Annotated in this window: 22 protein-coding genes and 3 pseudogenes; 14 read left to right on the forward strand and 11 right to left on the reverse strand. The window is 54.3% G+C overall.

Features of this window, described 5'->3' with window-relative positions; genetic code table 11:
* The first annotated feature begins 125 nt into the window (after positions 1 to 125).
* The 4 genes from HALA3H3_RS03270 to arsB are packed head-to-tail and all read left to right on the forward strand — an operon-like array spanning position 126 to position 2,702.
* Complete coding sequence (locus tag HALA3H3_RS03270; RefSeq protein ID WP_008958326.1) at positions 126 to 476, forward strand: ArsR/SmtB family transcription factor; 351 nt, start codon at positions 126 to 128, stop codon at positions 474 to 476.
* A 6-nt stretch (positions 477 to 482) separates the two neighbouring features.
* Positions 483 to 896 carry an arsenate reductase (glutaredoxin) gene (gene arsC / locus HALA3H3_RS03275; RefSeq protein ID WP_008958327.1) on the forward strand — a complete coding sequence of 138 codons (414 nt, stop codon included), beginning with the start codon at positions 483 to 485 and terminating at the stop codon, positions 894 to 896.
* 11 nt (positions 897 to 907) lie between these two features.
* Complete coding sequence (arsH, locus tag HALA3H3_RS03280) at positions 908 to 1,621, forward strand: arsenical resistance protein ArsH (RefSeq protein ID WP_008958328.1); 714 nt, start codon at positions 908 to 910, stop codon at positions 1,619 to 1,621.
* 13 nt (positions 1,622 to 1,634) lie between these two features.
* Positions 1,635 to 2,702 carry an ACR3 family arsenite efflux transporter gene (arsB, locus tag HALA3H3_RS03285; RefSeq protein ID WP_008958329.1) on the forward strand — a complete coding sequence of 356 codons (1,068 nt, stop codon included), beginning with the start codon at positions 1,635 to 1,637 and terminating at the stop codon, positions 2,700 to 2,702.
* 444 nt (positions 2,703 to 3,146) lie between these two features.
* On the opposite strand, the gene lnt is transcribed toward arsB, so the two are convergent.
* The 3 genes from lnt to HALA3H3_RS03300 are packed head-to-tail and all read right to left on the reverse strand — an operon-like array spanning position 3,147 to position 6,081.
* Positions 3,147 to 4,679 (reverse strand): apolipoprotein N-acyltransferase, encoded by a 1,533-nt coding sequence (lnt, locus tag HALA3H3_RS03290; protein WP_008958330.1) that lies wholly within the window; start codon positions 4,677 to 4,679, stop codon positions 3,147 to 3,149.
* 4 nt (positions 4,680 to 4,683) lie between these two features.
* Complete coding sequence (gene lspA, locus HALA3H3_RS03295; protein ID WP_008958331.1) at positions 4,684 to 5,181, reverse strand: signal peptidase II; 498 nt, start codon at positions 5,179 to 5,181, stop codon at positions 4,684 to 4,686.
* A gap of 3 nt (positions 5,182 to 5,184) precedes the next feature.
* Entirely contained in the window at positions 5,185 to 6,081 is an 897-nt protein-coding gene (locus HALA3H3_RS03300) for a cation transporter (protein ID WP_004574643.1), read from the reverse strand.
* 95 nt (positions 6,082 to 6,176) lie between these two features.
* On the opposite strand from HALA3H3_RS03300, the gene cadR reads away from it, so the two are divergent.
* The 8 genes from cadR to HALA3H3_RS27800 all read left to right on the forward strand — a co-directional run bounded on the left by cadR (position 6,177) and on the right by HALA3H3_RS27800 (position 17,167).
* On the forward strand, positions 6,177 to 6,584 hold the full coding sequence (gene cadR, locus HALA3H3_RS03305; RefSeq protein WP_004364961.1) for a Cd(II)/Pb(II)-responsive transcriptional regulator: 408 nt from the start codon (positions 6,177 to 6,179) through the stop codon (positions 6,582 to 6,584).
* A gap of 458 nt (positions 6,585 to 7,042) precedes the next feature.
* Complete coding sequence (locus HALA3H3_RS03310) at positions 7,043 to 8,770, forward strand: ATP-dependent nuclease (RefSeq protein ID WP_022519878.1); 1,728 nt, start codon at positions 7,043 to 7,045, stop codon at positions 8,768 to 8,770.
* Entirely contained in the window at positions 8,763 to 10,193 is a 1,431-nt protein-coding gene (locus HALA3H3_RS03315) for a UvrD-helicase domain-containing protein (protein WP_022519879.1), read from the forward strand. Before HALA3H3_RS03310 ends, HALA3H3_RS03315 begins: the two co-directional genes overlap by 8 nt.
* A gap of 249 nt (positions 10,194 to 10,442) precedes the next feature.
* Positions 10,443 to 11,756, forward strand: a complete 1,314-nt coding sequence (locus tag HALA3H3_RS03320) for a GTPase-associated system all-helical protein GASH (RefSeq protein ID WP_089691537.1) — start codon at positions 10,443 to 10,445, stop codon at positions 11,754 to 11,756.
* 212 nt (positions 11,757 to 11,968) lie between these two features.
* The gene (locus HALA3H3_RS27795) at positions 11,969 to 12,709 is read left to right on the forward strand and encodes a TRAFAC clade GTPase domain-containing protein (RefSeq protein ID WP_350340059.1); all 741 of its coding nucleotides are present in this window, start codon (positions 11,969 to 11,971) and stop codon (positions 12,707 to 12,709) included.
* An 11-nt stretch (positions 12,710 to 12,720) separates the two neighbouring features.
* Positions 12,721 to 13,551 carry a TRAFAC clade GTPase domain-containing protein gene (locus HALA3H3_RS03330; protein WP_053857127.1) on the forward strand — a complete coding sequence of 277 codons (831 nt, stop codon included), beginning with the start codon at positions 12,721 to 12,723 and terminating at the stop codon, positions 13,549 to 13,551.
* Positions 13,552 to 13,557: 6 nt separating this feature from the next.
* Entirely contained in the window at positions 13,558 to 16,020 is a 2,463-nt protein-coding gene (locus HALA3H3_RS03335) for a GAP1-N1 domain-containing protein (protein WP_022519883.1), read from the forward strand.
* 52 nt (positions 16,021 to 16,072) lie between these two features.
* Positions 16,073 to 17,167 carry a caspase family protein gene (locus HALA3H3_RS27800; RefSeq protein WP_022519884.1) on the forward strand — a complete coding sequence of 365 codons (1,095 nt, stop codon included), beginning with the start codon at positions 16,073 to 16,075 and terminating at the stop codon, positions 17,165 to 17,167.
* 205 nt (positions 17,168 to 17,372) lie between these two features.
* Here the strand turns inward: HALA3H3_RS27800 and HALA3H3_RS03345 are convergent.
* A pseudogene (locus HALA3H3_RS03345) lies at positions 17,373 to 18,062 on the reverse strand (ISL3 family transposase); the annotation flags it as partial.
* On the opposite strand from HALA3H3_RS03345, the gene HALA3H3_RS03350 reads away from it, so the two are divergent.
* Entirely contained in the window at positions 17,985 to 18,272 is a 288-nt protein-coding gene (locus tag HALA3H3_RS03350; protein WP_238326064.1) for a hypothetical protein, read from the forward strand. The pseudogene HALA3H3_RS03345 and the gene HALA3H3_RS03350 overlap by 78 nt on opposite strands.
* A 352-nt stretch (positions 18,273 to 18,624) precedes the next feature.
* Here HALA3H3_RS03350 and HALA3H3_RS03360 read toward each other — a convergent pair whose 3' ends face one another.
* From HALA3H3_RS03360 to HALA3H3_RS03375, 4 genes and pseudogenes are all read right to left on the reverse strand, one after another.
* Positions 18,625 to 19,575, reverse strand: coding sequence for a DUF808 domain-containing protein (locus tag HALA3H3_RS03360; RefSeq protein WP_022519887.1), 951 nt, complete (start codon positions 19,573 to 19,575; stop codon positions 18,625 to 18,627).
* A gap of 95 nt (positions 19,576 to 19,670) precedes the next feature.
* Positions 19,671 to 19,937 carry a hypothetical protein gene (locus HALA3H3_RS27950; protein ID WP_022519888.1) on the reverse strand — a complete coding sequence of 89 codons (267 nt, stop codon included), beginning with the start codon at positions 19,935 to 19,937 and terminating at the stop codon, positions 19,671 to 19,673.
* Entirely contained in the window at positions 19,934 to 20,164 is a 231-nt protein-coding gene (locus tag HALA3H3_RS27955) for a nucleotidyl transferase AbiEii/AbiGii toxin family protein (protein WP_022519889.1), read from the reverse strand. Before HALA3H3_RS27955 ends, HALA3H3_RS27950 begins: the two co-directional genes overlap by 4 nt.
* A gap of 15 nt (positions 20,165 to 20,179) precedes the next feature.
* A pseudogene (locus HALA3H3_RS03375) lies at positions 20,180 to 20,464 on the reverse strand (type IV toxin-antitoxin system AbiEi family antitoxin domain-containing protein).
* Between the two features lie 353 nt (positions 20,465 to 20,817).
* On the opposite strand from HALA3H3_RS03375, the gene HALA3H3_RS03380 reads away from it, so the two are divergent.
* Entirely contained in the window at positions 20,818 to 21,192 is a 375-nt protein-coding gene (locus HALA3H3_RS03380) for a GFA family protein (protein WP_022519891.1), read from the forward strand.
* Positions 21,193 to 21,232: 40 nt separating this feature from the next.
* On the opposite strand, the gene HALA3H3_RS03385 is transcribed toward HALA3H3_RS03380, so the two are convergent.
* The 3 genes and pseudogenes from HALA3H3_RS03385 to HALA3H3_RS27250 form a co-directional block, all read right to left on the reverse strand.
* A complete protein-coding gene (locus HALA3H3_RS03385) occupies positions 21,233 to 21,415 on the reverse strand; it encodes a hypothetical protein (RefSeq protein WP_022519892.1) in 183 nt (60 codons plus the stop codon).
* A gap of 34 nt (positions 21,416 to 21,449) precedes the next feature.
* Entirely contained in the window at positions 21,450 to 21,974 is a 525-nt protein-coding gene (locus HALA3H3_RS03390; RefSeq protein WP_022519893.1) for a helix-turn-helix transcriptional regulator, read from the reverse strand.
* Positions 21,975 to 22,733: 759 nt separating this feature from the next.
* A pseudogene (locus tag HALA3H3_RS27250) lies at positions 22,734 to 22,943 on the reverse strand (hypothetical protein); the annotation flags it as partial.

Consider the following 22,943-nt stretch of genomic DNA (forward strand, 5'->3'; position numbering starts at 1 on the left):
ACCCTCATTGATGCGGGCTTGCATATGTGCGGATAGAAAGATGTTGCGTGCTGCTAGGACGTTCTACGCTTCTACCTTGAGTGAACGACTTGACACGCCCCCAATAATTCCATAATTTTGGAAATATGGAAACATCAAACGTAATCGAGAGCTTTTCCGCTCTTGCCCAGGAGACACGCCTGGCGGTCTTTCGCCTGCTGGTACGCCAGGAACCGGATGGGCTCGCCGCCGGCGAGCTCGCACGGCAGCTATCGGTGCCCCATGCCACGATGTCGGCGCACCTGTCTGTGCTGTCGCGGGCAGGTCTGGTGGTATCCCGTCGTCAGGGGCGCTCGATCATCTATCGGGCGAATCTAAACCACATGCAGGAAGCCATCCGCTTCCTGGTGCGCGACTGCTGCGCGGGGCATCCGGAGGTGTGTGGCCCCTTAGCGGAGTCCCTGATCGGTTACACTCCGAATCAAGATAAGGAATGAAACAGTATGCTTCCCCAGATCTATCACAACCCGAACTGCGGCACATCACGCAATACCTTGGCGATGATGAGGGCCTCTGGTGAACCTCCCGAGATCATCGAATATCTCAATACGCCCCCAAGCCGGGAACGCATCGTGGAGCTGCTGGCGAAGATGGGTATCTGCCCTCGGGATCTACTGCGGCGCAAGGGAACCCCCTACGAGGCATTGGGGCTGGACGACCCGGCGTTGACGGATGATCAGCTGATCGATGCCATGCTGGCGGAACCGATTCTGATCAATCGACCGATCGTGGTGACACTGAAGGGTGCCAGGCTATGCCGACCATCGGAGACGGTGCTGGATCTCCTTGACCACCCAGTAGCGCACTTCATCAAGGAAGATGGTGAAGTCATCCATTACCCAGGAATCGCGCCATGAAAGACATCAAGATGCCGGCAGACCTCCCCAATATTGATCCTTCCCAGTTGCGTTCCATCGACACGACACTGTTGGCAGGCCCCGAGACCCCCCAGCATGCGCCACGTATTTTGGTGCTCTACGGATCCCTGCGAGAACGATCCTACTCACGTTTCGTTGCCGAGGAAGCCGGGCGACTGCTGCGTTGGTTCGGATGCGAGGTGCGGACTTACAACCCTAGCGGCCTGCCCTTGCCGGATGATGCGGGGGCTGACCACCCCAAGGTTCAGGAGTTACGCGAGTTGGCCGAGTGGTCGGAAGGCATGCTGTGGGTCAGTCCCGAACGCCATGGTGCCATGACGGCCATCATGAAGGCCCAGATCGACTGGATTCCGTTGTCACTAGGCGGCATTCGTCCCACTCAGGGGAAGACCCTGGCCGTGATACAGGTATCAGGCGGGAGCCAGAGCTTTAACGCGGTTAACCAAATGCGCATCCTCGGTCGTTGGATGCGCATGGTGACGATCCCCAATCAGTCTTCGGTACCGAAAGCTTTCAATGAATTCGACGAAGATGGCCGCATGAAGCCCTCTCCTCTGTACCTCCGCATAGTGGATGTTTGCGAGGAACTGACCAAGTTCACCCTGATGATCCGAGGACGAAGCGACTACTTGACAGACCGCTACTCTGAGCGAGTGGAAAGCGCGGAAGACGTTTCTCGGCGCGTGAATCAATGTGCCATCTGATAGGAGTCACACCATGACCGCACTCCAAGAATCCCAAGCCCCAAGCGCCACCGAGGGCATGGGTCGTTTCGAGCGTTATCTTTCGGTATGGGTGGCGATGGCCATCGTCGCCGGCGTACTGCTGGGCCAGTTCGCCCCGGCGGTGCCCGAAACCCTCTCGCGCTTCGAAGTCGCCCAGGTGTCGATCCCAGTAGCCATCCTCATCTGGGCGATGATCTTCCCGATGATGGCGCAGATCGACTTTACCGCTGTGCTCGGTGTGCGCCGCCAGCCCAAGGGGCTTGTCATCACTACCACGGTGAACTGGCTGATCAAGCCCTTCACCATGTTCGCCATCGCCTGGTTTTTCCTGATGGTGCTGTTCAGGCCCTTCATTCCCGAAGAGCTGGCCAGCCAGTACCTTGCCGGTGCCATCCTGCTGGGGACCGCGCCATGTACCGCTATGGTCTTCGTGTGGAGTTACCTGACCCGCGGCGATGCTGCTTACACTCTTGTCCAGGTGGCGGTCAACGACCTGATCATGCTGTTCGCCTTCGCCCCCATCGTGATCCTGCTGCTCGGCGTGTCGAACATCCAGGTACCCTACGACACGGTGGCGCTGTCGGTGGTGCTCTACATCGTCATCCCGCTGGCCGCCGGTTACCTGACCCGGCGCACCCTGATCGCCCGTCGCGGCATCGAGTGGTACGACAACGTCTTCATGAAAAAGGTAGGACCGATCACGCCCATCGGCCTGATTATCACCCTGGTGCTGTTATTCGCCTTCCAGGGCGATGTCATACTCAACAACCCGCTGCACATCGTGCTGATCGCCATCCCGCTGATCATCCAGACCTTCCTGATCTTCTTCATTGCCTACGGCTGGGCCAAGGCGTGGAAAGTGCCCCACAATGTCGCCGCCCCGGGAGCGATGATCGGTGCCAGCAACTTCTTCGAGCTAGCCGTGGCCGCCGCCATTGCCCTGTTCGGCCTGCAGTCCGGCGCGGCGCTGGCCACTGTGGTCGGGGTGCTGGTGGAGGTGCCAATCATGCTCATGCTGGTCAGAATCGCCAACAACACACGGGACAGGTTCCCCGAATAATAAAATCGGCCCGTGTTCCTGTAACACGGGCCTCAATGCGTGATCTGAAAGTCAACGCCTAGCCGAGAAGCTACGTGATCAGGGTAGCCTGGCGAGCCATCACCCAGCGTAGTCCCTCTTGTCCTGGCCAATTCCACAGCTTCCCGAGCATGAACCAGGTAGTCCGGTTCTCCTTCGCTTTATCAACGGCGGCCAAGTAAGCGGCTATGGCTTCAAGTGTGGTTATGTAGGGCCTATCAACCAGTTAATCCGTTGTGAGTTTTGCTTGTCGCCCACCTTTCAATTTCGCATAGCAACCAGATAATCCGGATACTCGTATTGGTTAAGGCGTGTCATGGTCTCTGTGAGTGCGGTCATACTGTGCTCTTCTTCTCCAAGCGGCGGAAAGGCTTGAATCAGCGGCTGACCGCCTTCCCAACCTATCTTGATTTGCCAGGAGCATCGCTAGGTTCCTTTTTCATCTAATGCGTCGTTTTTTGATCGAGATAAGTTCAGTTTTAACCCGAGCAGCGTCAGTAAGGCAGCGAGTATCCAAGCGGGGCCACTACCGGTGCGTGTGAAAGGAGTTAGGCCCTGCATCGGGGTCACCTCGCCAGTTAAACTGGCCTGTTCAAACTGTGGGGCACGGGCTGTGACGTGACCTTGTGAATCGATGATGGCCGTCACGCCATTACTGGTAGCTCGAAGTAGGTGACGACCATTTTCAAGGGCACGTAGACGCGCCATTTGAAGATGTTGGTGTGGGCCAATGGAACGCCCAAACCACGTGTCGTTGGAAACCGTTAATAGCAGCTCGGCATTACGCGCCTGTTGGGCGACATGGTCGGCGAAAATGATCTCGTAACAGATAGCATTGCCAATGGTGGTTCCAGCCACGTGTAACGGAGCCTGTACGTCTGAACCAGGGGTCAGCCGGGGTGTTGGCAAGTCGAAAAAAGCAAGGGTGTCAGCGAGGAGGCTTTGGAATGGCAAATACTCGCCAAAGGGCACTAAGTGCGCTTTTTGGTATTCGCCTTGCACATCATTTAGCCCTATGACGCTGTTATAAGAGCGCCCTTCACTGTCGCGTTGCAAAATGCCGGTCAACAAGGCGGTGTCAGGCCCCAGGTCGGACGCTACTTGTTCCAGTATTTGCTGTGCTTCCTGCTCAAGCATGGGAAGGGCTGCCTCAGGCCAAACGATGAGGTCGATATCCCTTGCTTGCACCCGTGTCATCGTCGTGTAGATACTGATCGCTTCGCGCTGCCCTTGGGCAGTCCACTTAATGCGCTGATCAAGATTCCCTTGCAACAATGCCACCTGGATGGGCTTGCCAGCCGGGGTTGTCCATTGGGCGGGCAATAGGAATGGAACGATCCACAGGGCGGCCATTGGGACGAGGAAAATCCAGCGGCGACGCAGTACCTCTACCCCTAACGTACCTGTCAGCGCGGTCATGAGTGACAGCAAGTACACACCACCAACGGGCGCCCATGGGGCTAGTGGAGAATCTATCTGAGAGGTGCCCAGCAATAACCAGGGAAAGCCGGTGAGCAACCAGGTGCGTAGCCATTCGCTCACCACCCACATACCGGCAAAGCTAAGAAAGGCGAACCGTGGCCCCGTGATGCGTCGATAGAGCCCAAAGGGGACTGCAAAGAAGAGCGCCAGGACGCTAACAAATAGCGTGGTGAGGAACATCGCCACCAAGGCCCCGGTGCCACCGAAATCGTGAATAGCAACGAAGACCCACGACGTGCCTGAACCGAACAGGCCTACCCCATAACACCACCCTCGCAGGGTGGCCATGGCGGGCGTTAGCGACGCTATTCTCCAATAGACCAGTGCCACGCTCACTGGGCCAAGCCACCATAGGGAAAAAGGGGCGGCACTCAAGGTAGTCAGTACCCCAGCGGCGAGCGCTACAACGCAATCGACTATTGGTGAGCGTCGCCCAGCAAAAAACGTATATTCTTTATCTTTATCGACCACATCCATAGCGTTACTCAGTGCGCTTAAATGTAGGCCGCTCACGCCATAGCGCCACTGCGTATACCACGACACCTGCCAATAACGCGATATCAGCCAGGTTGAAGGCCGGCCAATGCCAGTCTCGCCAATAGAAATCAAAGGAATCCACAACATAGCCGCGAAAGACCCGGTCAATCAGGTTGCCCATGGCGCCACCGAGGATAAGACTGTAAGCGATGGCTTCTCCTTTATGACGATTTTCAAGGATCAGCTTGATCAGAAAAATCGAGACCACTACCGCGATTCCGATAAAAAAGTAGCGCTGCCAGCCTCCACCATTCGCAAAAAGACTGAATGCGGCACCGGTGTTCCATAGGTGCACCCAGTTAAAGAACGGGGTCACCGAAACATACTCGCCATAGGCCATTGATTGCTGCACCAGCCACTTTACAGCCTGATCAGACGCTGCCAGCAGGCCCGATATGGACAATAGGGCATACGGCGAGAGCTTTTTGCCAATAATGAGCATTATTTAACCCTTCAACGCCAAAATGCGTCTGGCACCGTTAAGTACAATGCCCCCCGCGATGGTGCCGATAATCAGATCCGGATAATTGGAACCGGTCCACGCGACCAAGGCGCCGGCGGTGATGACCCCCAGGTTGATCACCACGTCGTTGGCCGAGAATATCCAGCTTGCCTTCATGTGCGCCCCGCCTTCCCGATGTTTGGATATGAGCAGCAGACAACTGGTATTGGCAATCAATGCGACGAATGCGATAGCCATCATCACCAGCGATTCAGGCTCACTACCGAATACAAAGCGTCTCACCACCTCTACGAGCACGCCCACAGCCAAGATCAGTTGCAGTACACCAGCAAGATGCGCGGCACGTACCTGCATTTTCACGCTATGTCCAACCGCATAAAGGGCAAGCCCGTACACCGCCGCATCGGCAAAATTGTCCAGGGATTCTCCAATCAGGCCGGTGGACTGGGCGATCAGACCGGCAGTCATTTCCACCACGAACAGAAGTGCATTGATGCCGAGCAACCAGCGCAGGGTCCCGGATTCTTGCTTAGCAGAAGCTGCCGAAAACTCGGCGGCCTTGATGGTCTCCGGATTTGCAGCGACGGTTTCCTGAAGCGAGGCGCCTAGCCCCAAGGTCTTCAGTTTCGAGGTGACGGGCTCGACCTCGCCGTCATGCACGACCTTCAGCCGGCGGTTCGACAAGTCGAAGGACAGCGCCCGAATCTCCTCAAAGCCGTTCAGGGCTAGGCGAATCATTCGTTCTTCTGATGGACAGTCCATCTTCGGCACGGCATAAACACTGACCCATCTCCCTGGCGCCTCGGAGGAGGCCTGTATATCGGTATCCGCTGCGGACGTTGCATCACCGCCACAGGCGCCACCACAGGATTTGCTCATGATACGACTCCACTTGAACAATGTTGTGGTACCATTTAAAACTATAAAGCTACTATAAGGTCAATAGAGTAAAGAATCCGTTGGGGAGGAGGCTGATGCGCATTGGTCAGTTGGCGCAGTTGGTAGGGGTCGAAACACAGACGATCCGCTTCTATGAACAGCAGGGCTTGTTGCCGCCGCCTGATCGGCAGGACAACGGTTACCGTGTCTATACCGAGAAGCATGGTGAGGGGCTGGCCTTCATCCGTCGCTGCAGAATCCTGGGCCTGTCACTGGCTGAGATTCACGAACTACAGAGCTATCAGGACGACCCTCATCAGCCTTGTACCGCCGTCAACGCCTTGCTCGATGATCACATCTCTCATGTGCGGTCGCAGATAACCGCTCTGCAAGCGCTTGAGAAACAACTCGTTTCACTGAGAGCGAGTTGCAACGATGACCGGGAAGTTGAGGCGTGTGGGGTTCTTGCTGGAATTAGCGAAGGAAACATGCACCAGCAGTAGGTGAAGCATCAACCAGATAATCCGATGAGATGCCGGTCTGTCTCACTCTCATGCAAAGGTAAGATCAACCATTAAATCCGTATACCCAATTAAATATCCTGTGCTAGGCTAGATTAATTATGAAAAATTAGGACTAAGCTCCGACTTTTAAGGGCATTGGTTTAAAAAATATCGTAAACCCAGTTATAGATAACGACTCAAATAGGTCACTCGAGGCTGACACATGACGGCGACTAGCAGTCGCCTCAAGCCACTGATTTTAATGTTTAAATTTTCATTAAGCTTAAGATGTTCGATGCGCTTAGCTATTCGTGCATTACAGGTTGATCAAAATTCCTATCATTTCGTAAATGCTCAAATAAACGGTCAAGATACGATAAGTTCAATCAAAAGCGTGATTGGCGAACGGTACGCTTATTCAAGTGGTATTTCATGGGATCTGGGAATGAGGTGCAGGAATGGCGCGTGTAGCCAAGGTTAATATCAAGAATTTCCGAGGAATCTCATCTTTCGAATGGCTCCCGAAGCCAGGCTTCAATTGTCTGCTTGGCGCTGGTGACAGTGGCAAATCGTCGATTCTTGAGGCGATTGGGTGGTGCTTATCCGGCAATATCCATCGAAGTGTGACCGATGCGGATTTTCATGGTCTGAGACCAGATATCCCCATCGAGATTTCCGTCGTTCTCGTTGATCTGTCTGATCGGCTGCTAAGGCTGGAGACATACGGCCCATATCACCGAGGGTTCAATCAGGCGACAGGGGAAATTGATGATGAACCTGGCCGCGGGCTCGACACTGCCTTCTCGATTACGCTGCGGATCGACTGGGACATGCAGGGACGGTGGTCTTTAGACACTAACCGAGTTGAAGACGAAGGCGATCGCCATGATATGGCGCTGCGCGCACTCCGTCGGTTATCTCTTTTACAACTTCAGGATGAAAGCACCACACAGCTGACCTTCAGCCGAGGCTCGGTGCTGTTCAAACTGGCCGAGGAGACGCTGGAGCTGAATGGGCCGTTGGCGGATGCATCACGGCAGGCGCGGAACGTCTTTGGTGGAGCGGCTAATGAGCAACTGGAGAAGACTCTTGAGCAAGTGCGCTCTATAGCTAACAACTTGGGTATCAGCGCGGCAGCCGGCGCTACAGCAACTCTCGATGCATCACAAATGACCCTGCGCCCCAGTAATATTGCGTTGCATGATCAGACAAACGTGCCCCTGACGCGTCTCGGACTGGGTTCGTCTCGACTGCTAATCGCCGGTCTGCAACAGAAAGCGAGGGACGGAGCCGATATAGGGCTTATCGATGAGCTCGAGTCAGGACTAGAACCTCACCGTATCGTCCGGCTTTTGCAGACCTTAGGCGCAAAGCATCCCACTACGCAGTTCCAAGTGTTCGCGACCACCCATTCGCCTGTCGTCGTTCGAGAATTGTCGGCTGAGCAATTACTCCGTGTGCGCAATATCAATGGAGCTATCGAGACGCCCGAAATTGACCCCAATAGTATGCAGGGGGTGTTGCGAATGTATCCTGAAGCTTTTCTGTCGCAATCGGTGGTCGTATGCGAGGGCGCCGGGGAGGTAGGTTTACTGCGTGGTCTCGATCTTTACCGAATCGAACGAGGCTATCCGTCATTGACCGCACATGGCACTTCCCTGGTCAATGCCGGCGGTTATGGGAATATATTATCGCGCGCAGAAGCATTTCATAAGCTGGGCTATCGAGTGGCTATTCTCCGCGATGACGATGCCCAACCGAATGCTAAACGTGAACAAGTATTACTCGATGGTGGATGTTTATTAGCTAAGTGGCCGGAGGACTTTGCCCTGGAGCATGCGATTTTTCGCGGTCTTCCATCTGAAAAGAGCCTCGAGATCGTTCGACATGTCATGAAGCTCTATGGATCACAGTCAATCGAGCAACAGGTCAACAATCATATGCCCGATGAGGCAACGTTCGATTTTCGTTTAACCGATGAATTGCTTGGTATTCTATCGCCAGATGAGATCGAAGCCTGTATCTCAGCCTCAATGGCTGAAGATAAATCCTGGCTCAAAAAACGCGGTATTGGTGTGATGGAAGAAATCGCATATACGGTTATTGGTCCTGCATTGGATGATTGTCAGCCTTGGATGAAGGCCGAAATTAATAAGCTGTTCGATTGGGCAGCCGATTATGCCTGAGCTCGATCTGCTCACAATTACCCGAGGGCACGTGAGCGCGCCGGCAGGCTACGGCAAAACTCAGTTGATTGCGGATAGCCTGAAGGGACACGAAGATGATAGGCCCGTACTTGTCTTAACCCATACCAATGCGGGAGTGGCCGCGTTGCGTAAGAGACTAGCTGAACATGGCATATCGTCTCGAAACTATGAGCTCCAGACTTTAGACGGTTGGGCGTTGCGGTTGCTCAATGCCTATCCCCTCCGATCCGGTATCGACCCACAGCGACTCGCGATCGCTAATCCAAAGCAGGACTACCCCGCTATCCAGGCCGCGGCTCGAGATCTGATCGCTGGGGGATGCATCGATATCATCCTACAAGGTAGCTATAGTCGACTTTGGGTCGACGAATACCAGGATTGCTCGGCTGTTCAACATGAAATGGTGGTCGCGTGCGCCAATCTCCTGCCCACCGTTGTCCTGGGTGATCCAATGCAGTCTGTCTTCGGTTTTGCCGGGCGGCGAGTGGACTGGGCCGATCTGCCGGATGTATTTCCTGATGGAAAAGCTCTTGAGACGCCGTGGCGATGGATCAACGCTGGTGCGCCCGAAATCGGTTCCTGGCTTGCTCAAGCTCGCGAAGCTTTATGGAAATGTGAGCCGATCGATCTGGATGAGGCACCGGCTGAAGTCCAATATGCACCTGTACCTTCTTCCAAAGAGATAGTCCGCAAGGAGAGTGAGGTAATCAGGCGTCTTCAGCGACATGGAAAGTTGCTGATCATTGGGCGTAGTTCAGCGGAGGCAAACGCTGACGAAAAACGTCGGCATGCACTCGCGCGACGTAATCCTGGTGTCACTGTTGTTGAAGCGGTTGAGCTTAGACACATGATGGATTTTTTCAAGCGGCTTAATCTAGATATGCCTCTGAATGCGGTCTTCCTTTGTGCCGAGCTTGCAGCTAAGACTATGACCAAGATCCAACCCGCAAAGCATTTTCGCGATCGTATTGATCGAATGCATAAAAACGGGACAGGTCGCTTCAAAGTTACCGAAGCTGATCTGGCTGCGCTAGATGTCTTGGAATCACCCAACTATCAATCGGTATCTCGCTTACTAACCGCGTTACGCGACATCGATGGTACGCGTATATTCCGGCCAACGATCTTTGATGCGACCCAGCGAGCGTTATCTCGGGCATGCTCCGATAATCACCCCGAGGTTTTGTCGGCTGCGCGATCCGAACGCGATGCCCGTCGCTATCAAGAGCGGACTGCTGGCCGAATGGCGATCGGCACTGCACTCCTGCTGAAAGGGCTCGAAGCGGATGCTTGTCTAATCATGGATGCTCATACCCTCGATCGTCACCAGCTCTATGTCGCTCTCACGCGTGGAGCTAAGGCTATCCACATATGGAGTGATACATCCACGCTTAATCCTTAATAGAGTCTGCGGTCAGTCGACAATACCTATAGACGAAGGCCCGTTATGGATAGTTATTTGAATGGCTGCGGTTGTCCGAAACAGGAATGTTTATGCGTAGGCGCTATCGACCCTGAGCGAACAATCTGTAAATATAGGAAAATATGTATATTTTTCCATTTTGAACCTAGGTGGAGTAGATTTTCAATTTTGGTGGATGACAATATTCTCAGTCCTGTTTAAAAAATGGCGAGGAGAAGTACTTTGGCAGTGAATGATGAGTTCCTTTTAAAATTTCTTGAGATTGGTGTTGTCGACGTCGGTGGGGATGATGCTAAGCTCGAGAAACTCCGGACGACCGTGGTGAAATTGAGCAGTGAGCTCAAGAGAAAACCTGCCAAGACATCTCTATACACTATGGTCGCTGCTGATCCAGACGTTCCTCACTCAGATCCAACCATCCAGGAAGCAATGGCTGAATTACAGCAGCAATGGACAACAGCAGTTAACACCTTCTCCGGAACCCCTGTCGCCATAATCCGCGCTATGCTTCTCGATGCTTTGGTTCAAGCCAGTCGTCTCCAAGACCCGATCGCCGTCGCGTTTGTTAACTCCGCTCGCAATGTTCTTCCGTACACGGCCTCAATACATGAGCAACCAATCTGGGAAGAGGCAATCTCCGAAATCGAGACTAAGGTCGACAAACGCGCTGAAGCCGAATGGGCTACACCCGAAATGCTGACAATTCAGCCCCTCAACTACATTGCTCCAGAGGCATTCTCCGTAGAGCCGAATAACGCCACTCTCGACTATGACGTGCTTTACACCAAGATTAGCCAGGCGACAGGTCCTTGGGCTAGTGGCGATCACAACCCTCATAACCCGAATAATCAACCCCACCCTTGGGGGAAAGAGTTTGCTCGTCGGCTAAGCACTGCTCTCGTTGAGGTGTTGGATGAGGCCCTGGAAGAGTCAAGACCTAAACCGATCAACCTATCAGCGCCACTTAGTGGGCTTGCGGACTCAGTGTCTACACACGTCGAACATGCACTTGCTGCTTTCGGTGGTGCAACAGCCGGTCTTCAGAGGCGAACGAATCTACTTTGGTGGAAGGAGGCTCTCTACTCGCCTAGTGCACATGCCAGCTACCGTGATATGCCAGTGTTTGCCGCCGCCGCGTTGATGGCCTTCGATCTATACCAGCAAGTGCCCGCCTACTCCCCGGCAAGTGTGTCGGCGTTCCTAAACGAAGCAATTCAGCTGCTACCGCAGGTAGCTCACACTGAGGATACTGCCTTGCTCACGCTGGTGACGAACGCTCGTGAATCTACCCAATTGACACCACTTCGGGAAGCTGCGGCAAAGCTCATGCCCGTAGCGGTCGGGCGAGGTCCAATACTTTCACTGATCGGTCACTCGAACGATCCAGCTGCGCTCGATAGTTCGTCGTTGCGACGGCTCTGCGGTGTCGACGCAGAGGTCTCGCTGTCACCGCAAGCGTGGGGAACGTGGCTGTTCCGCGAGCTACAGGCGGTTCGTGCCACTAATGAAACAAAAACCAAGCGAACGCGTCGGAAAGGATAACTCGCATGGATAATTGCCCACATCACACTTGTTTCGCCCCTGATACCGGCTGTGCACTCGGCCATATGGAGTTGACTAAGTGTCCCGAATGGAAGGGAGGGCTGCCCGATGTGGCAATGACCAGTGTCGAGGATGACGACATCCTTCTTCCCTGGACCGGTAGGGCTTTGGGGCTCTCGGATCTTAACTTCGTAACTGGACGTGCGAAACCAATGACCGTCAGCATCGCGGGCCCCGAGAGCGCAGGTAAGACGACGCTGCTCGCCGCCTGGTACCTACTCCTAGGCCGCGGCCTCCTGTCCGATAGTAAGTGGCAGTTTGGCGGGTCATTCTCACTCGAGGGTTGGGAAGCCGTAGCAGCTGCGCTGCGCTGGTCTCCAGGACAGCCTCCAAGCTTCCCTCCTCACACTACAAGCCACAGCGCCAGAGCGCCGGGACTCCTCCACCTAGCGTTCAGACAGGAAGATGATAATCTGCGAGACTTCCTGTTTGCCGACGCACCTGGAGAGTGGTTCCAGCGGTGGGCGGTCGATGCCTTGGCCGAGGAGGCAGGGGGGGCATGCTGGATCGCGAAGCATGCGGACGTACTATTGCTCGCCGCGGATCGGCAGGCCCTTTCAGGGCCCCACCTCGGTTCAGCCCGCAACTCATTTCAGCTCCTCGCGAAAAGAGTGGCTGCAGAAAGGCGTGGCCGCCCCGTCGCTTTGGTTTGGACAAAAGCCGATATTGAGTTATCCGCTGAGATGGAAAGACGTATCCGCCAAGCCGTTATCAGCGTTATGCCAGACGCGGCCGAGTTTTCGGTCAGTGTTTTCTCTGAAGACGGGGGAGACGTAGGCGTTGGTTTCCAGAAGCTATTCCGCTGGATTCTAGGTATACGTCGGTCCCACGTCCAACTCCTACCAGCAGCAGTATCGGGTCACGATCCACTTTTTATCTTCGGCAGGAGGTAGCGGTGTCCGAGATGAAGCGTTCAATTCTCATGGTCGGGGAATCCAATGTCGGCAAGACCCACTACGGTGCCCAGTTACTCAAGCGCCTCATTGTAGGCGGCGGAGCTCTCTACATGGAGGGGGCTGCTACGAACCTGACACCTTTTGAGAAGGCGATGGATAGTCTCGCCGAAGGCCGAGCGACAGAGCATACACCGTCCACTACCTATGTCGAGAGTATCTGGCCAATCGCCGATTCGTTGGGGCAATCAGCGAGCTTGGTCTGGCCCGATTATGGCGGCGAACAAGTCCGTAGTCTTGTCACCGAACGCAGGGTGCCAGGCGCATGGAGAGAACGTGCCGTATCGGCTACCGATTGGCTACTCCTCGTCCGACTACATACGATTCGCACAGCTAACGACATGCTCTCCCGCCCAATTAATACACTGGGTGAGGGGCGTGTTGATGAGACCCCGCATCAAGTCTCGGATCAGGCCAAGCTGATAGAGTTGCTTCAAATGCTGTTACATGTTGCAGGAATCAATCGCGATGCCCCCCTTACTACGCCCAGCCTTTCGGTGCTGCTCACTTGCTGGGATGAGCTCGGAGCAGAGGGTACTCCGCGAGATATCCTAGAGGATCAGCTACCGATGCTGTTTTCTTTTATCACTAGCAACTGGAAAAACCCTATGTTCATGGGCCTTTCTGCCCTAGAAAAGCCTCTCAGCCAAAGCGATGCAGACGAAGGGTACGCGAATCGAGGCCCCGAAGAGTTTGGCTATGTCATCCTACCTGATGGCACATGTTCGCCGGATATCACCTTACCCATCCAGCGTCTGCTCGCAGACAACAGCACGGCCTGACCACTCATGCGAGTAGAAGAAGCCATCTTTGGAGAGGTAATGGACGGCCATACCTTGAGGGCCGCAAGCGGAGACGAATCGTTCGCGCGCAGCATCGCTTCAAAGCTCGATCTCCCGGATACCGCTCCCCCTGGCGTCTCATGGTCGCCCTTTGTCAGCGGGTTCACTCACGGGGAACGCTATGTGCTGGCCCGCACGTTCGCAGACACTGGTGCTTCGCGGGCCGGCATGGTGCTCGCCCATGCACTGATCATGCCGACCAAGGAACTGGTACAATGCCGAAACCTCAGTCCCCTCTTCGGAAGGCTGATCCAGTCAGTCAGTCAAGCGGTGACTCCGTCAGGCTTCAACCTTGAAAGAGATGAAGGCGCACCCGACAGAGCACGAGACCTCATCGGTGCTGCGAATGCACTGAGCAATCGTCCTAGTGGTCCTGTGGTTAGGCTCGGTATGGAAGGGTTCGAAGCACTCGTGACCTCACTGTGGGCCAATCTCTGGCCCGAAGCCCGAACAACCTTCAGTTTCCGCCTAAGCTTTGGTCCAGCAGACATTCCTGGCTATCAGGCTCCCACCTTGGTATGCAGCCCGGAGTCTCTTCAGGCACGCTGGACACGGTATTTTGTCTTGCGCGGTGATGACGAGAGCACAGTTTCCCAAGCAGCCGGCTACATTGCAGGTGAGATTTCTCCGACACCTCTACTCGACTTTGCGCGCAACATCGGTGCTGACTTACGACAATTGTCGCAGCTCCCACTACTTGACCACGCCCACACGCTTCTCTCCAAAAAGGGTGGGATCAACGATGTCCTACCCGCAGTCCGGCTGCTGGATAAGCTGTCTCCTGACTCTGCAATGGGTAACGATAAGAAGAGATCGATTATCACCAGGCTTACGGCCCACGTAACTTCGGCGAATCCTGAACAGATCCTGGCCATGCGTAACCTGGCTCTTACAGGCTTCCCTGCTGCCCCTGGTCTCTGGAAAGCTATCGAACGGTGGCTTGTCGCCCAGCCATTTGAGCACGCTCATGACGGGTCGATGATTCAGATAGCCGCCTCAGCGACCAGCAACGACACTGCAGTTGAGGCCTGGCGAAAAGCAGTCGAGCGTGGCGTTGCAACATCGGCTCGCCACGAAGAGTCGGAGTTGCCAAACGCGATCTGGCGCTGGGCTGACATGAGACCCGATCTCCTCAATGCGATTTTCATGCTGCTCCCGGACGAGTACCCCGTCGAACTCCGGCTCGCCTCGGCGACTCCCACTAAGATGGCTCCTGCACTGGCGAATAACGCCTTACAGATAGCTTTGAAACGCCAGTGGCTCGTGGTACATGGGGCGCTGGTCTCCGCAATCGCAAGTCCGATTGAAGCAGCCCGAAGACAACTCGCCGTCGATGACTGCGGGTCCAACACAGATGGGGTTGAGTTCGCGCTCAGAACGGCCTCTCCGGTCCAACTCCTTGAATGCGCAGTTCAACTAAGGGATAGGCGATTAGTCGATCTTGCTGCGGACGCCATTGCGGCAGCCCCGGTGACTTTTTCAGGCGCTCTCTGCAGAGACATTGTCGAGCAAATGATCTGGGATGCCATGATTCGTCTCGACGCAGGCCTTTGGGAGGCCCCGAGTGATCCCTTTGCGGCGCGTGATACGGTGCTCAATGGGGTTATCCAAGGTGTCAAGGTTCATATGCCTCTCATCGAGTCTCTTGCACGGACGCCATTGGCTGACCTCTATGACTTCCCTCACCGGGAGCAGCTTTGGGCCACCGTTAGCGATGAGTATCTTGAGGCCACCGCAGATGGTTGGCTGAGACGATCTGCCGAGGGGAATGTGTCTGGTGCTCTCGACGAATTACTTAGGACAACAGTTCTTTCTAAAGCAGAGCTCGATGCAATATTGCTGGACAGATCTACCGAGATTTCTGTGGCCGTCAGGATCGTTGAGGCCCTAGACGGTTTCGACGAGCAGCGATTCCTTGCTTGGTTCAGGACTCTCCTTTCTCAAGGAAGAGCACTGCCGATCGGTGGGATGGAAGCGCTTGGAAAACTTGTGCTCAAACGCTCATGGCACCGAGTTGTCACTGAAATGGTCTCTCGGTATTACAGCCGCCCCTCAGAGATAAGGCCGGCGCTCCGAGCCAGTTCGCCAATGTTGTCCATTATGACTCGGTGGTTGTACGATCTTTCTGCACCAACCACCAGCGAGAAATGGAGATCATTCGCCCACTTGGCAGCTGAGCTTTACCCAGGTGGTCCTGACCAAGATGAGCTATGGTATCGCGCTGGTGGTCGTAATTCAGACCTGGCGAAAAATGGGAGTGGCCTGTCGACATGGCTGACTGCTGCTAGCCAGATGCGCAATGGACGCGAACCGACTCCGTACAATATTCTGCAAGAAATGCTACAGGATTATCCAGGGAATGAAGCTCTACATCTTCTCAAAAACGACCGGGATATAGTTGGATATTGATAAATATTAAGTAATTGAAAAGAAATGAATAAAAGGAAAAACGAGCTTTCCAATGAACACGTTTAGATATCCACAAGGCCATGCCCTTATCGTGGGCATTGCCGCATATCACCATATTCCTCAACTTCCGGATGTCGTACTCAGCGATGCGCGAGACGTCGCGGCCGTTCTAGGCTCGCCACAGTATTGCGGTTATGATCCAGCGAACATCACACAACTAATAGACGACGCTGCCACACGCAGAGCCGTCTTAGCTGGACTACGTGATTTAGCTGACCGCACAGGGCCTGACGACACGGCTTGTATTTATTTCTCAGGTCATGGGGCCCTCATCAAAGGAACAGAGGAAAGTAGCCTGCTAACAGTTGACTGCGTGGCGAGCGACCTTTCTGGAACGTCGATTAGTGCCACCGAGCTCTCTGACGCCCTCTACCAAATCAAAGCGAGACGCCTAATTATCTTTCTAGACGCTTGCCATGCTGCTGGGGCTGGGGCTCTGAAAAGTGCAACATCAATTGATCGCCTCGATTCCGGGTTCAGTGATAAGACTCTGTCACGCCTGGTCGTTGGAGCAGGCAGAGCACTAATGGCGTCGTCGAGGTCAAGTGAGACATCCCTAATTATGGGGGGGGCATGTAATAGCGTTTTCACTGCCGCACTACTGGAAGGTCTTAGAGGGGCTGCAGATCGCCACGAGGAGGGAGTGATCAAGGTCTTCGATTTGTTCGAATATGTTGCGCACCAAGTGCCACGTTTGACAGATGATGCCCAGCATCCAATCTTCAAGGCCAGTCAACTCGAGCAAAACTTTCCCGTTGCACTTAGTCGCGGGGGTGCCAAGGCACCTTCATTGACCAGCATAGAAGACGGTACAGACGTTAACGACGCTTGGCAGTCGTTAGCCTCGATCCTACCTGTACTATACCCATCTGGGCCAAGCGATCAGGAGGTATGGGAGAGAGCAGGAGGCGATGTTTCACGCCTTAGATTACATAACTCTGGCCGAGCTTCTTGGTTCTCAGCTTTGAAAATGCTTGCACAGGGTGGTGGTGGAGGTGGGGTTAGCATTTATAGCCTCACCGATGTTGTACTTGAGGACTTTCCAAATAACCCTGAGCTCATCAATTTTCAAAAAACTCGACGCTAGTGTAACTAAAGAAAAATAAAGGTAATTTGAGGTGCACTCTTATGAACTGCCCCGTGACCCTCGAAGAAGTTCATATTACCGTAGCTCAATACCTGTTCGCCACGCCTGTCGATGAAGCCAACAGCAGGGCGGAAGCAGGAACGCACAGCATTTTTTGGGTATCCGGATTAAGTGGTAGATGGAGCCCCCTTGCTCCTTCGAACCCTTAACTCTCCCAGAAGGTTGATAGATCGACGCCGTAGTTTTTCTCAGGCTCGGGAAGACCCATGCTGTAGGTCATGGTGGCCTTGCCCAGGAAGGGGGATTCCTTGATCTGCGGCACCTTCTTCTTGTGCTTGGTGGTGTAGAGCATCCGGGCCCGCATCACCTCGAATGAGTAGCCACGGCCATCGCGGTTCTTATCCTTGGCCAGCCGGTTGATTGACTCCGTGAAGGCGTTGGTGATCGGGATGTCGGTCTCGAAGTAGGTCAGCATCTCCTCATGCCAGCCACTGATAGCACTGACGAGATCCTTCCACACCTCTTTCTGCCCCTGTGGAATGTCGTCAATCCAGCGGGCCAGCGCCTTTTCGGCATCACGCCGGGTGGTGCTGTCCCAGATGTGGTAGAACCGCTCCTTGTGCTCGTAGGCCGCCAGGAGCTGAGGGAAGGCCCCTGTCCATGTCTCCATGATAAGCCGCTCGCGATCTGAAACGTCGTGGGCACGCTTCAGCAGGATCTTCCTATCGCCCTTGAGGGTCCGCCGCTGGTTTGGCTTCAGATCCTTCCTGAGTCCCTTACGCACCTTCTCCAGGGCTTCGTTGGCCATCCGCACCACATGGAACTTATCGACCACAATGCGAGCCTGCGGCAGTACCGCCTGGACAGCACGGCGGTAGGGTTTCCACATATCCATGCCGCGACTATATCTGAACGCCTCGACAGCCAGGCACCGGCCGAAATTTCCCACTTGACGCAAGTCAATAAGGGCTATGGGGTGTGCGGCGACTATGAGCTTTCAAGCGCCGAGTCCGGTCGTTTCTACTACAATCACGCCACCAAGCGCCTAGTGTTGGGTACCGATGCTCCGCTGTATCACGACAACTGCGAGGGCGTCTCTGACTGACCCCTTAGAACCTGTTCACGATCTTTTCAGCAGTAAAGTGATTGCGCACAAACCCCATGCCCCTCCTCACGCAGCGCTTTTCTATGCCGCTGCTTTAGTGGCCCTTTTACCCCTCGAAACTTCCACCATATTCTCTCGGGACAAGATCAGCCTCTTCGTCGCCCGTCCTGATAAGGTTGACGATCATTTGCGCGACCAATGACAGTGGGTGAGCTATCGAAGTTGCCCCAACCTCTTGCTCCTGTGCGGTGCTCAGGCCTGACGAGAGGGACAGCCAACAGAGTTCAATGATCCGGCCATAGCAGCGCTCTGAGCCGTTAGAAAGCTCCACCGGAAACACCCGGCGTAAACCTTACTCGACATGCGCCTTCTTAACAGGAAGTAGGTGCACCACGCCCACCACTACCGAGCCCACCAAAAAGCCAATCACCGCAGAGCACAGTGTATTGAAGCTCCAGCCCAGCGTGCCGCCCAGGGCACCGGTTGCCTCGCTAATGCCAAGCTCAATATGGTGTACCCACTCATAGGGAGCGTTGAACCAACCCGTACCATCGGCACCTAGATTGGCCATCAGTATATGCCCACCCACCCAGAGCATGGCGACAGTACCCACGACCGAGATGGTCGCTAGCACCTTAGGCATGGCTGTCACCAGGCCACGGCCCAGTGTCTGCACGCCCGAACTATCCCGCTGGGCGAGCCTCAGGCCGATATCATCCATCCTGACCAACAGCGCCACTACTCCATACACCAGAAGTGTGATGACAAACGCGACCACCACCAGGCTAACCATCTGCGACCAGAACCCTTGATGGGACACTGTTGAAAGCGCGATCACCATGATTTCGGCGGACAGAATCAGGTCGGTACGAATAGCGCCACCCACGATCTGTTTCTCGGCCTCCGGTCCCTTTTCTACCGCTGGTTTGTCGTCGTCATGCTGACCAGAGAGCTTGTGCCAGACCTTCTCAGCGCCCTCAAAGGCCAAGTAGGTGCCACCCACCATCAGGATGATCGGCAATAGCGCGGGCAAAAAGTGATTCAGCAGCAGCGCCACCGGCAGGATAAAAATCAGCTTGTTGCGAATCGACCCCAGCGCGATCTTCTTCACAATCGCCAGTTCCCGCTCCGCTGTTACCCCCTGCAAATATTGCGGCGTCACCGCCGTATCATCCACCACCACCCCGGCCGCCTTCGCCGTCGCACGCCCTGCGGCGGCACTCACATCATCCAATGATGCTGCGGACAGCTTCGCCAATGCGGCAATGTCATCCAATAATCCTATCAAGCCGCCTATGGCCATGGGTGCTTCCTCCGTGAATAACAGGTGCAGATAGTAGAGCACAAAGCGGCTTGGGCGGATCGCCTCTTTTGCTTCAAGATTCCGACTTGCGCACCTTACCCCAGCAGTACTTTCAGCTCATGACGTTGTTCAGCATGTTTGGCCGCGTTTTCGTTTTTCAGTTTTTCCAGATTGATAAGCTTCCAGCGTACGGCAGGCAGATCCGCCGCCCGAGGGCGATCAATAGCATCAAAATCGGGCATACCGTCATGCAGGCTCATTAGGAATTGCTTGGTGTTCTCATCGAAGCGGGAATGAATATCTGCAATCAATCGTTTACGGGTGTCGAAGAGCTCTTGGAGACTGACAGAAGCTCTGGTCATTCCCTCAAATTTTTGGTGGCCATCGCGTTGTTGATCTCGGAAAGGCTATCGTTTCGATCTTTCACCGGCAGGTAGGTCAGGTCGATATCGACTGACAAACGCGGGAGATCACGATAGAACAGGTTTATCGCCGTGCCGCCCTTCAGCGCGAATACATCTTCCTTAGCGACATGCGGGAGAATACGCACAAGAAGTGCGACCTGTGCTTCATAGGTTTCACGTGCCATCGTTGGTCTCCGTCCTTACAAACGCTTCAGGCGCCATAATCCGATAGCGCGGACGTATCTTGCCCCCTTTACCAGTGCACGGTCGCCGCTGCCGAGATTGAACTCTGCTGGGTCGAAGCGCTTGCGCCAGGGGGGATCGAGGCGATCGACAAAGACAAAGAATAGCCGCTTTACCTTGATCTACTTACAACTCTGCAGCAGAGCTGCCAGTAGTTTAGGGCGCAGCGTTGTCAGGCTCTCAAATAGCATATCGAGATTGTGAAAACTCTCATGGTCGGGCAGCTCGTCCATAGCTTCCATAATTGCCCTTTCGAGTGCCGACCTCTTGAGCGTCCAGTCCCATGGCAGCGTGTCTTCGGCGTTGGTTAACTAAAGAATCTTCCAGAAGACTCTTTAATATCGTCAAATTTTGTGTACTTTTAGTTCACAAAGCACCTATCTTTTAAAGACTCATGGGGAGGCGATTTACCAGCTTAATATCCGCGCCTGCTTGTAACCAAGATACAAACTAATTCCGGGCTCTAAGGTAGACCCGCCTCCTGCAACAGCTAGATTTAAGTCGATTTGCGGGCATCAAATACCAACGAGACGGCAGCAAGACAAAACAAAAAGTGCCACCTACTTTGAATGTATGAATCTTCTGGAGATTAACAATGGTTCAACTAACGGGTGGCTGTCTCTGCGGTAAGATCCGAATCGTGGCCAATGGCGAGCCGCTTCGGGTAGGTATTTGCCACTGTATGGATTGTCGCAAACATCATGGGGCACTGTTCTACGCGGCGGCGGATTACCCCAAGCAAGCTGTTATGATCGAAGGCGAACCACACAGTTATCAGGGGCGCTACTTCTGTTCCGCATGCGGTTCGTCGGTTTTTTCGGTAAGCGAGGAAGAAATCGAAATACACCTGGGCGCCCTTGATTCACCCAATCAACTGAAACCGACGTATGAGCTTTGGAACATTCGCCGTGAACATTGGCTGCCGCCATTTCCAAACGTGGAGCAATACGAACGAGATCGGCAAGATTGAGCAGGTTCAAGGGCTGCCGATTAGGTCAGAAGGTAATCGATCAGCGCTTACCTTCAGTGCGCAGCTTAACCACATCCTTTAGCACCAAGCCTGTCGCTTCAGCAATCTGCTCAACACTCAGCACTCCCAGCTTGAGCAGATTACGGGCCGTTTTCTCAATGCCCAGCTTTTCGCCTTCCTGGCGCTCTTGCTGAGCCCAGTTTTCCAAATTTTCTGCCAACATGTCTTTATTCTCCAACAAACTATTGAACTGTTGGCTACGCGGTCAGCAACTCCATTTCCTCGCGGCTACTAACCGGATAGCGGATCGCCTCTTTGGCTATATTCACTTCTAATGCTACTTTCGCAATATCCAGCACGCCAACATCAATTTGGTAACCCCCTCGGGTCATCAACCAGTCAAGCACCTCCGCCAGGTGCCAGATTGAGGCACTGCCTTCGTGAACCGGTACAGGAAACGTCGCTCGGTGGGTGAGCATCAGCTTTCGCATTGCCTGTCGCGAAACGCCCACAACGTCTGCTACATCCGTCAGGCCAACAAGATCCGGCGAAGCCTCAATCAGCCGCGCGGAAGGGATCGCTTTTTTTACGTCAACCAGGGCACTGTGAACCGCTTCCGCGGCGCTGCCCGCTTCACGAGAGAATTCCAGCGCCAAGCGGCCCGGCTGCCCCACGCCCACCAGAGCATCATCGCAACCGGCAGCGCCCAAACGCTCCACTAGCGCATCTAGGTCGGAGTCACTATCAGCCAGTTGGTATTTCAGCGTAAAAATATATTCCATTCTTCAATCCTCCGGCTCCGCTTCGTCTCGACGCTTGTGGGTCGAGCACTTGTCCACCACTCTCCGAATTGCCCGGGCGTGGCTGCCGGGATTTTTCGGTGTACTCCACACGCTCGCGATACAAAACTCACCGCAGCGGCATTAATCATCATTATAGGGACAGTAAATCTTGCCCCAGGCGTGACTACCGCCGACTTCAACTCGCCAGCCCTCCGCTTCCGCATGTTTGAGAGCAGTTTCAATCTCTTTTTTCGGATGTGATGGACGAGTCATTATTTGCCTCTGAGTATGAAGCCCCCCTCAATGGTTGTCAATTGACAACCATTGAAGCAGCAATTCATATGCTTGCCGACGTTCATCTAAATAGATAGACCCAAGTGTCTCTTTTAACTCCCTAATAAAAATTTAAGAAAGAATATCAGTAGGTGCAACACTTAACCTGACGCTGGGGTCTTTCATGGCATGGGGAATGTCTGCCATCCTCAGCAACCAAATACAGAAAGGGCAGCCAATTGGACTGCCCTTTCTTTCGATGCGCTATGCACGAAACCAGATACGTAATAAAAGCCAGATCAGCGCTTACCTTCAACACGCAGCTCAGCCACTGCACCTAGCGCCAAGCCTATCGCTTCAGCAACCTGCTCATCACTAAGCACCTCACGCAGCCAACCCAATAACGCTTCGCTGACTGGGCGCTGAGGCGCGCCTTGACGTGTGTATAGGGCGATAGAATCGTGCTGGGGCGATTGGTGTCCGGAATCAGTGAATCACTACAGACGGCAGCCCGGGCCATGCTCTAAAACTCTTTTTTGTAGGGCCGGGCGAGTTTGGATTTAACAGCTCATGCGCAGGACACGGCGAGCTGGTGACGTAGGTTAGAAAGGTGCTGAACAGATCCTCCGTAAGACCTTCATTCTTGTAGAGCAGTTTAGTGTCGTAAGGTTGGCGCGGATCCTTGTGTAAACCAAC

Source organism: Halomonas sp. A3H3 (assembly GCF_000982975.1).
Classification (GTDB): domain Bacteria; phylum Pseudomonadota; class Gammaproteobacteria; order Pseudomonadales; family Halomonadaceae; genus Vreelandella; species Vreelandella titanicae.

Coding starts and splice junctions, on each gene's coding strand:
- HALA3H3_RS03300 (WP_004574643.1), bottom strand. CDS start 6,081: ATGAGCAAATCCTGTGGTGGCGCCTGTGGCGGTGATGCAACGTCCGCA.
- HALA3H3_RS03335 (WP_022519883.1), top strand. CDS start 13,558: ATGCGAGTAGAAGAAGCCATCTTTGGAGAGGTAATGGACGGCCATACC.
- arsH (WP_008958328.1), top strand. CDS start 908: ATGCCGGCAGACCTCCCCAATATTGATCCTTCCCAGTTGCGTTCCATC.
- cadR (WP_004364961.1), top strand. CDS start 6,177: ATGCGCATTGGTCAGTTGGCGCAGTTGGTAGGGGTCGAAACACAGACG.
- HALA3H3_RS03385 (WP_022519892.1), bottom strand. CDS start 21,415: ATGTTGGCAGAAAATTTGGAAAACTGGGCTCAGCAAGAGCGCCAGGAA.
- HALA3H3_RS03360 (WP_022519887.1), bottom strand. CDS start 19,575: ATGGCCATAGGCGGCTTGATAGGATTATTGGATGACATTGCCGCATTG.
- arsC (WP_008958327.1), top strand. CDS start 483: ATGCTTCCCCAGATCTATCACAACCCGAACTGCGGCACATCACGCAAT.
- HALA3H3_RS03390 (WP_022519893.1), bottom strand. CDS start 21,974: ATGGAATATATTTTTACGCTGAAATACCAACTGGCTGATAGTGACTCC.
- HALA3H3_RS03380 (WP_022519891.1), top strand. CDS start 20,818: ATGGTTCAACTAACGGGTGGCTGTCTCTGCGGTAAGATCCGAATCGTG.
- HALA3H3_RS03330 (WP_053857127.1), top strand. CDS start 12,721: ATGAAGCGTTCAATTCTCATGGTCGGGGAATCCAATGTCGGCAAGACC.
- HALA3H3_RS27795 (WP_350340059.1), top strand. CDS start 11,969: ATGACCGTCAGCATCGCGGGCCCCGAGAGCGCAGGTAAGACGACGCTG.
- HALA3H3_RS03270 (WP_008958326.1), top strand. CDS start 126: ATGGAAACATCAAACGTAATCGAGAGCTTTTCCGCTCTTGCCCAGGAG.
- HALA3H3_RS27955 (WP_022519889.1), bottom strand. CDS start 20,164: ATGGCACGTGAAACCTATGAAGCACAGGTCGCACTTCTTGTGCGTATT.
- HALA3H3_RS03315 (WP_022519879.1), top strand. CDS start 8,763: ATGCCTGAGCTCGATCTGCTCACAATTACCCGAGGGCACGTGAGCGCG.
- HALA3H3_RS03310 (WP_022519878.1), top strand. CDS start 7,043: ATGGCGCGTGTAGCCAAGGTTAATATCAAGAATTTCCGAGGAATCTCA.
- lnt (WP_008958330.1), bottom strand. CDS start 4,679: ATGGATGTGGTCGATAAAGATAAAGAATATACGTTTTTTGCTGGGCGA.
- lspA (WP_008958331.1), bottom strand. CDS start 5,181: ATGCTCATTATTGGCAAAAAGCTCTCGCCGTATGCCCTATTGTCCATA.
- HALA3H3_RS27800 (WP_022519884.1), top strand. CDS start 16,073: ATGAACACGTTTAGATATCCACAAGGCCATGCCCTTATCGTGGGCATT.
- HALA3H3_RS27950 (WP_022519888.1), bottom strand. CDS start 19,937: ATGACCAGAGCTTCTGTCAGTCTCCAAGAGCTCTTCGACACCCGTAAA.
- HALA3H3_RS03350 (WP_238326064.1), top strand. CDS start 17,985: ATGGAACTTATCGACCACAATGCGAGCCTGCGGCAGTACCGCCTGGAC.
- arsB (WP_008958329.1), top strand. CDS start 1,635: ATGACCGCACTCCAAGAATCCCAAGCCCCAAGCGCCACCGAGGGCATG.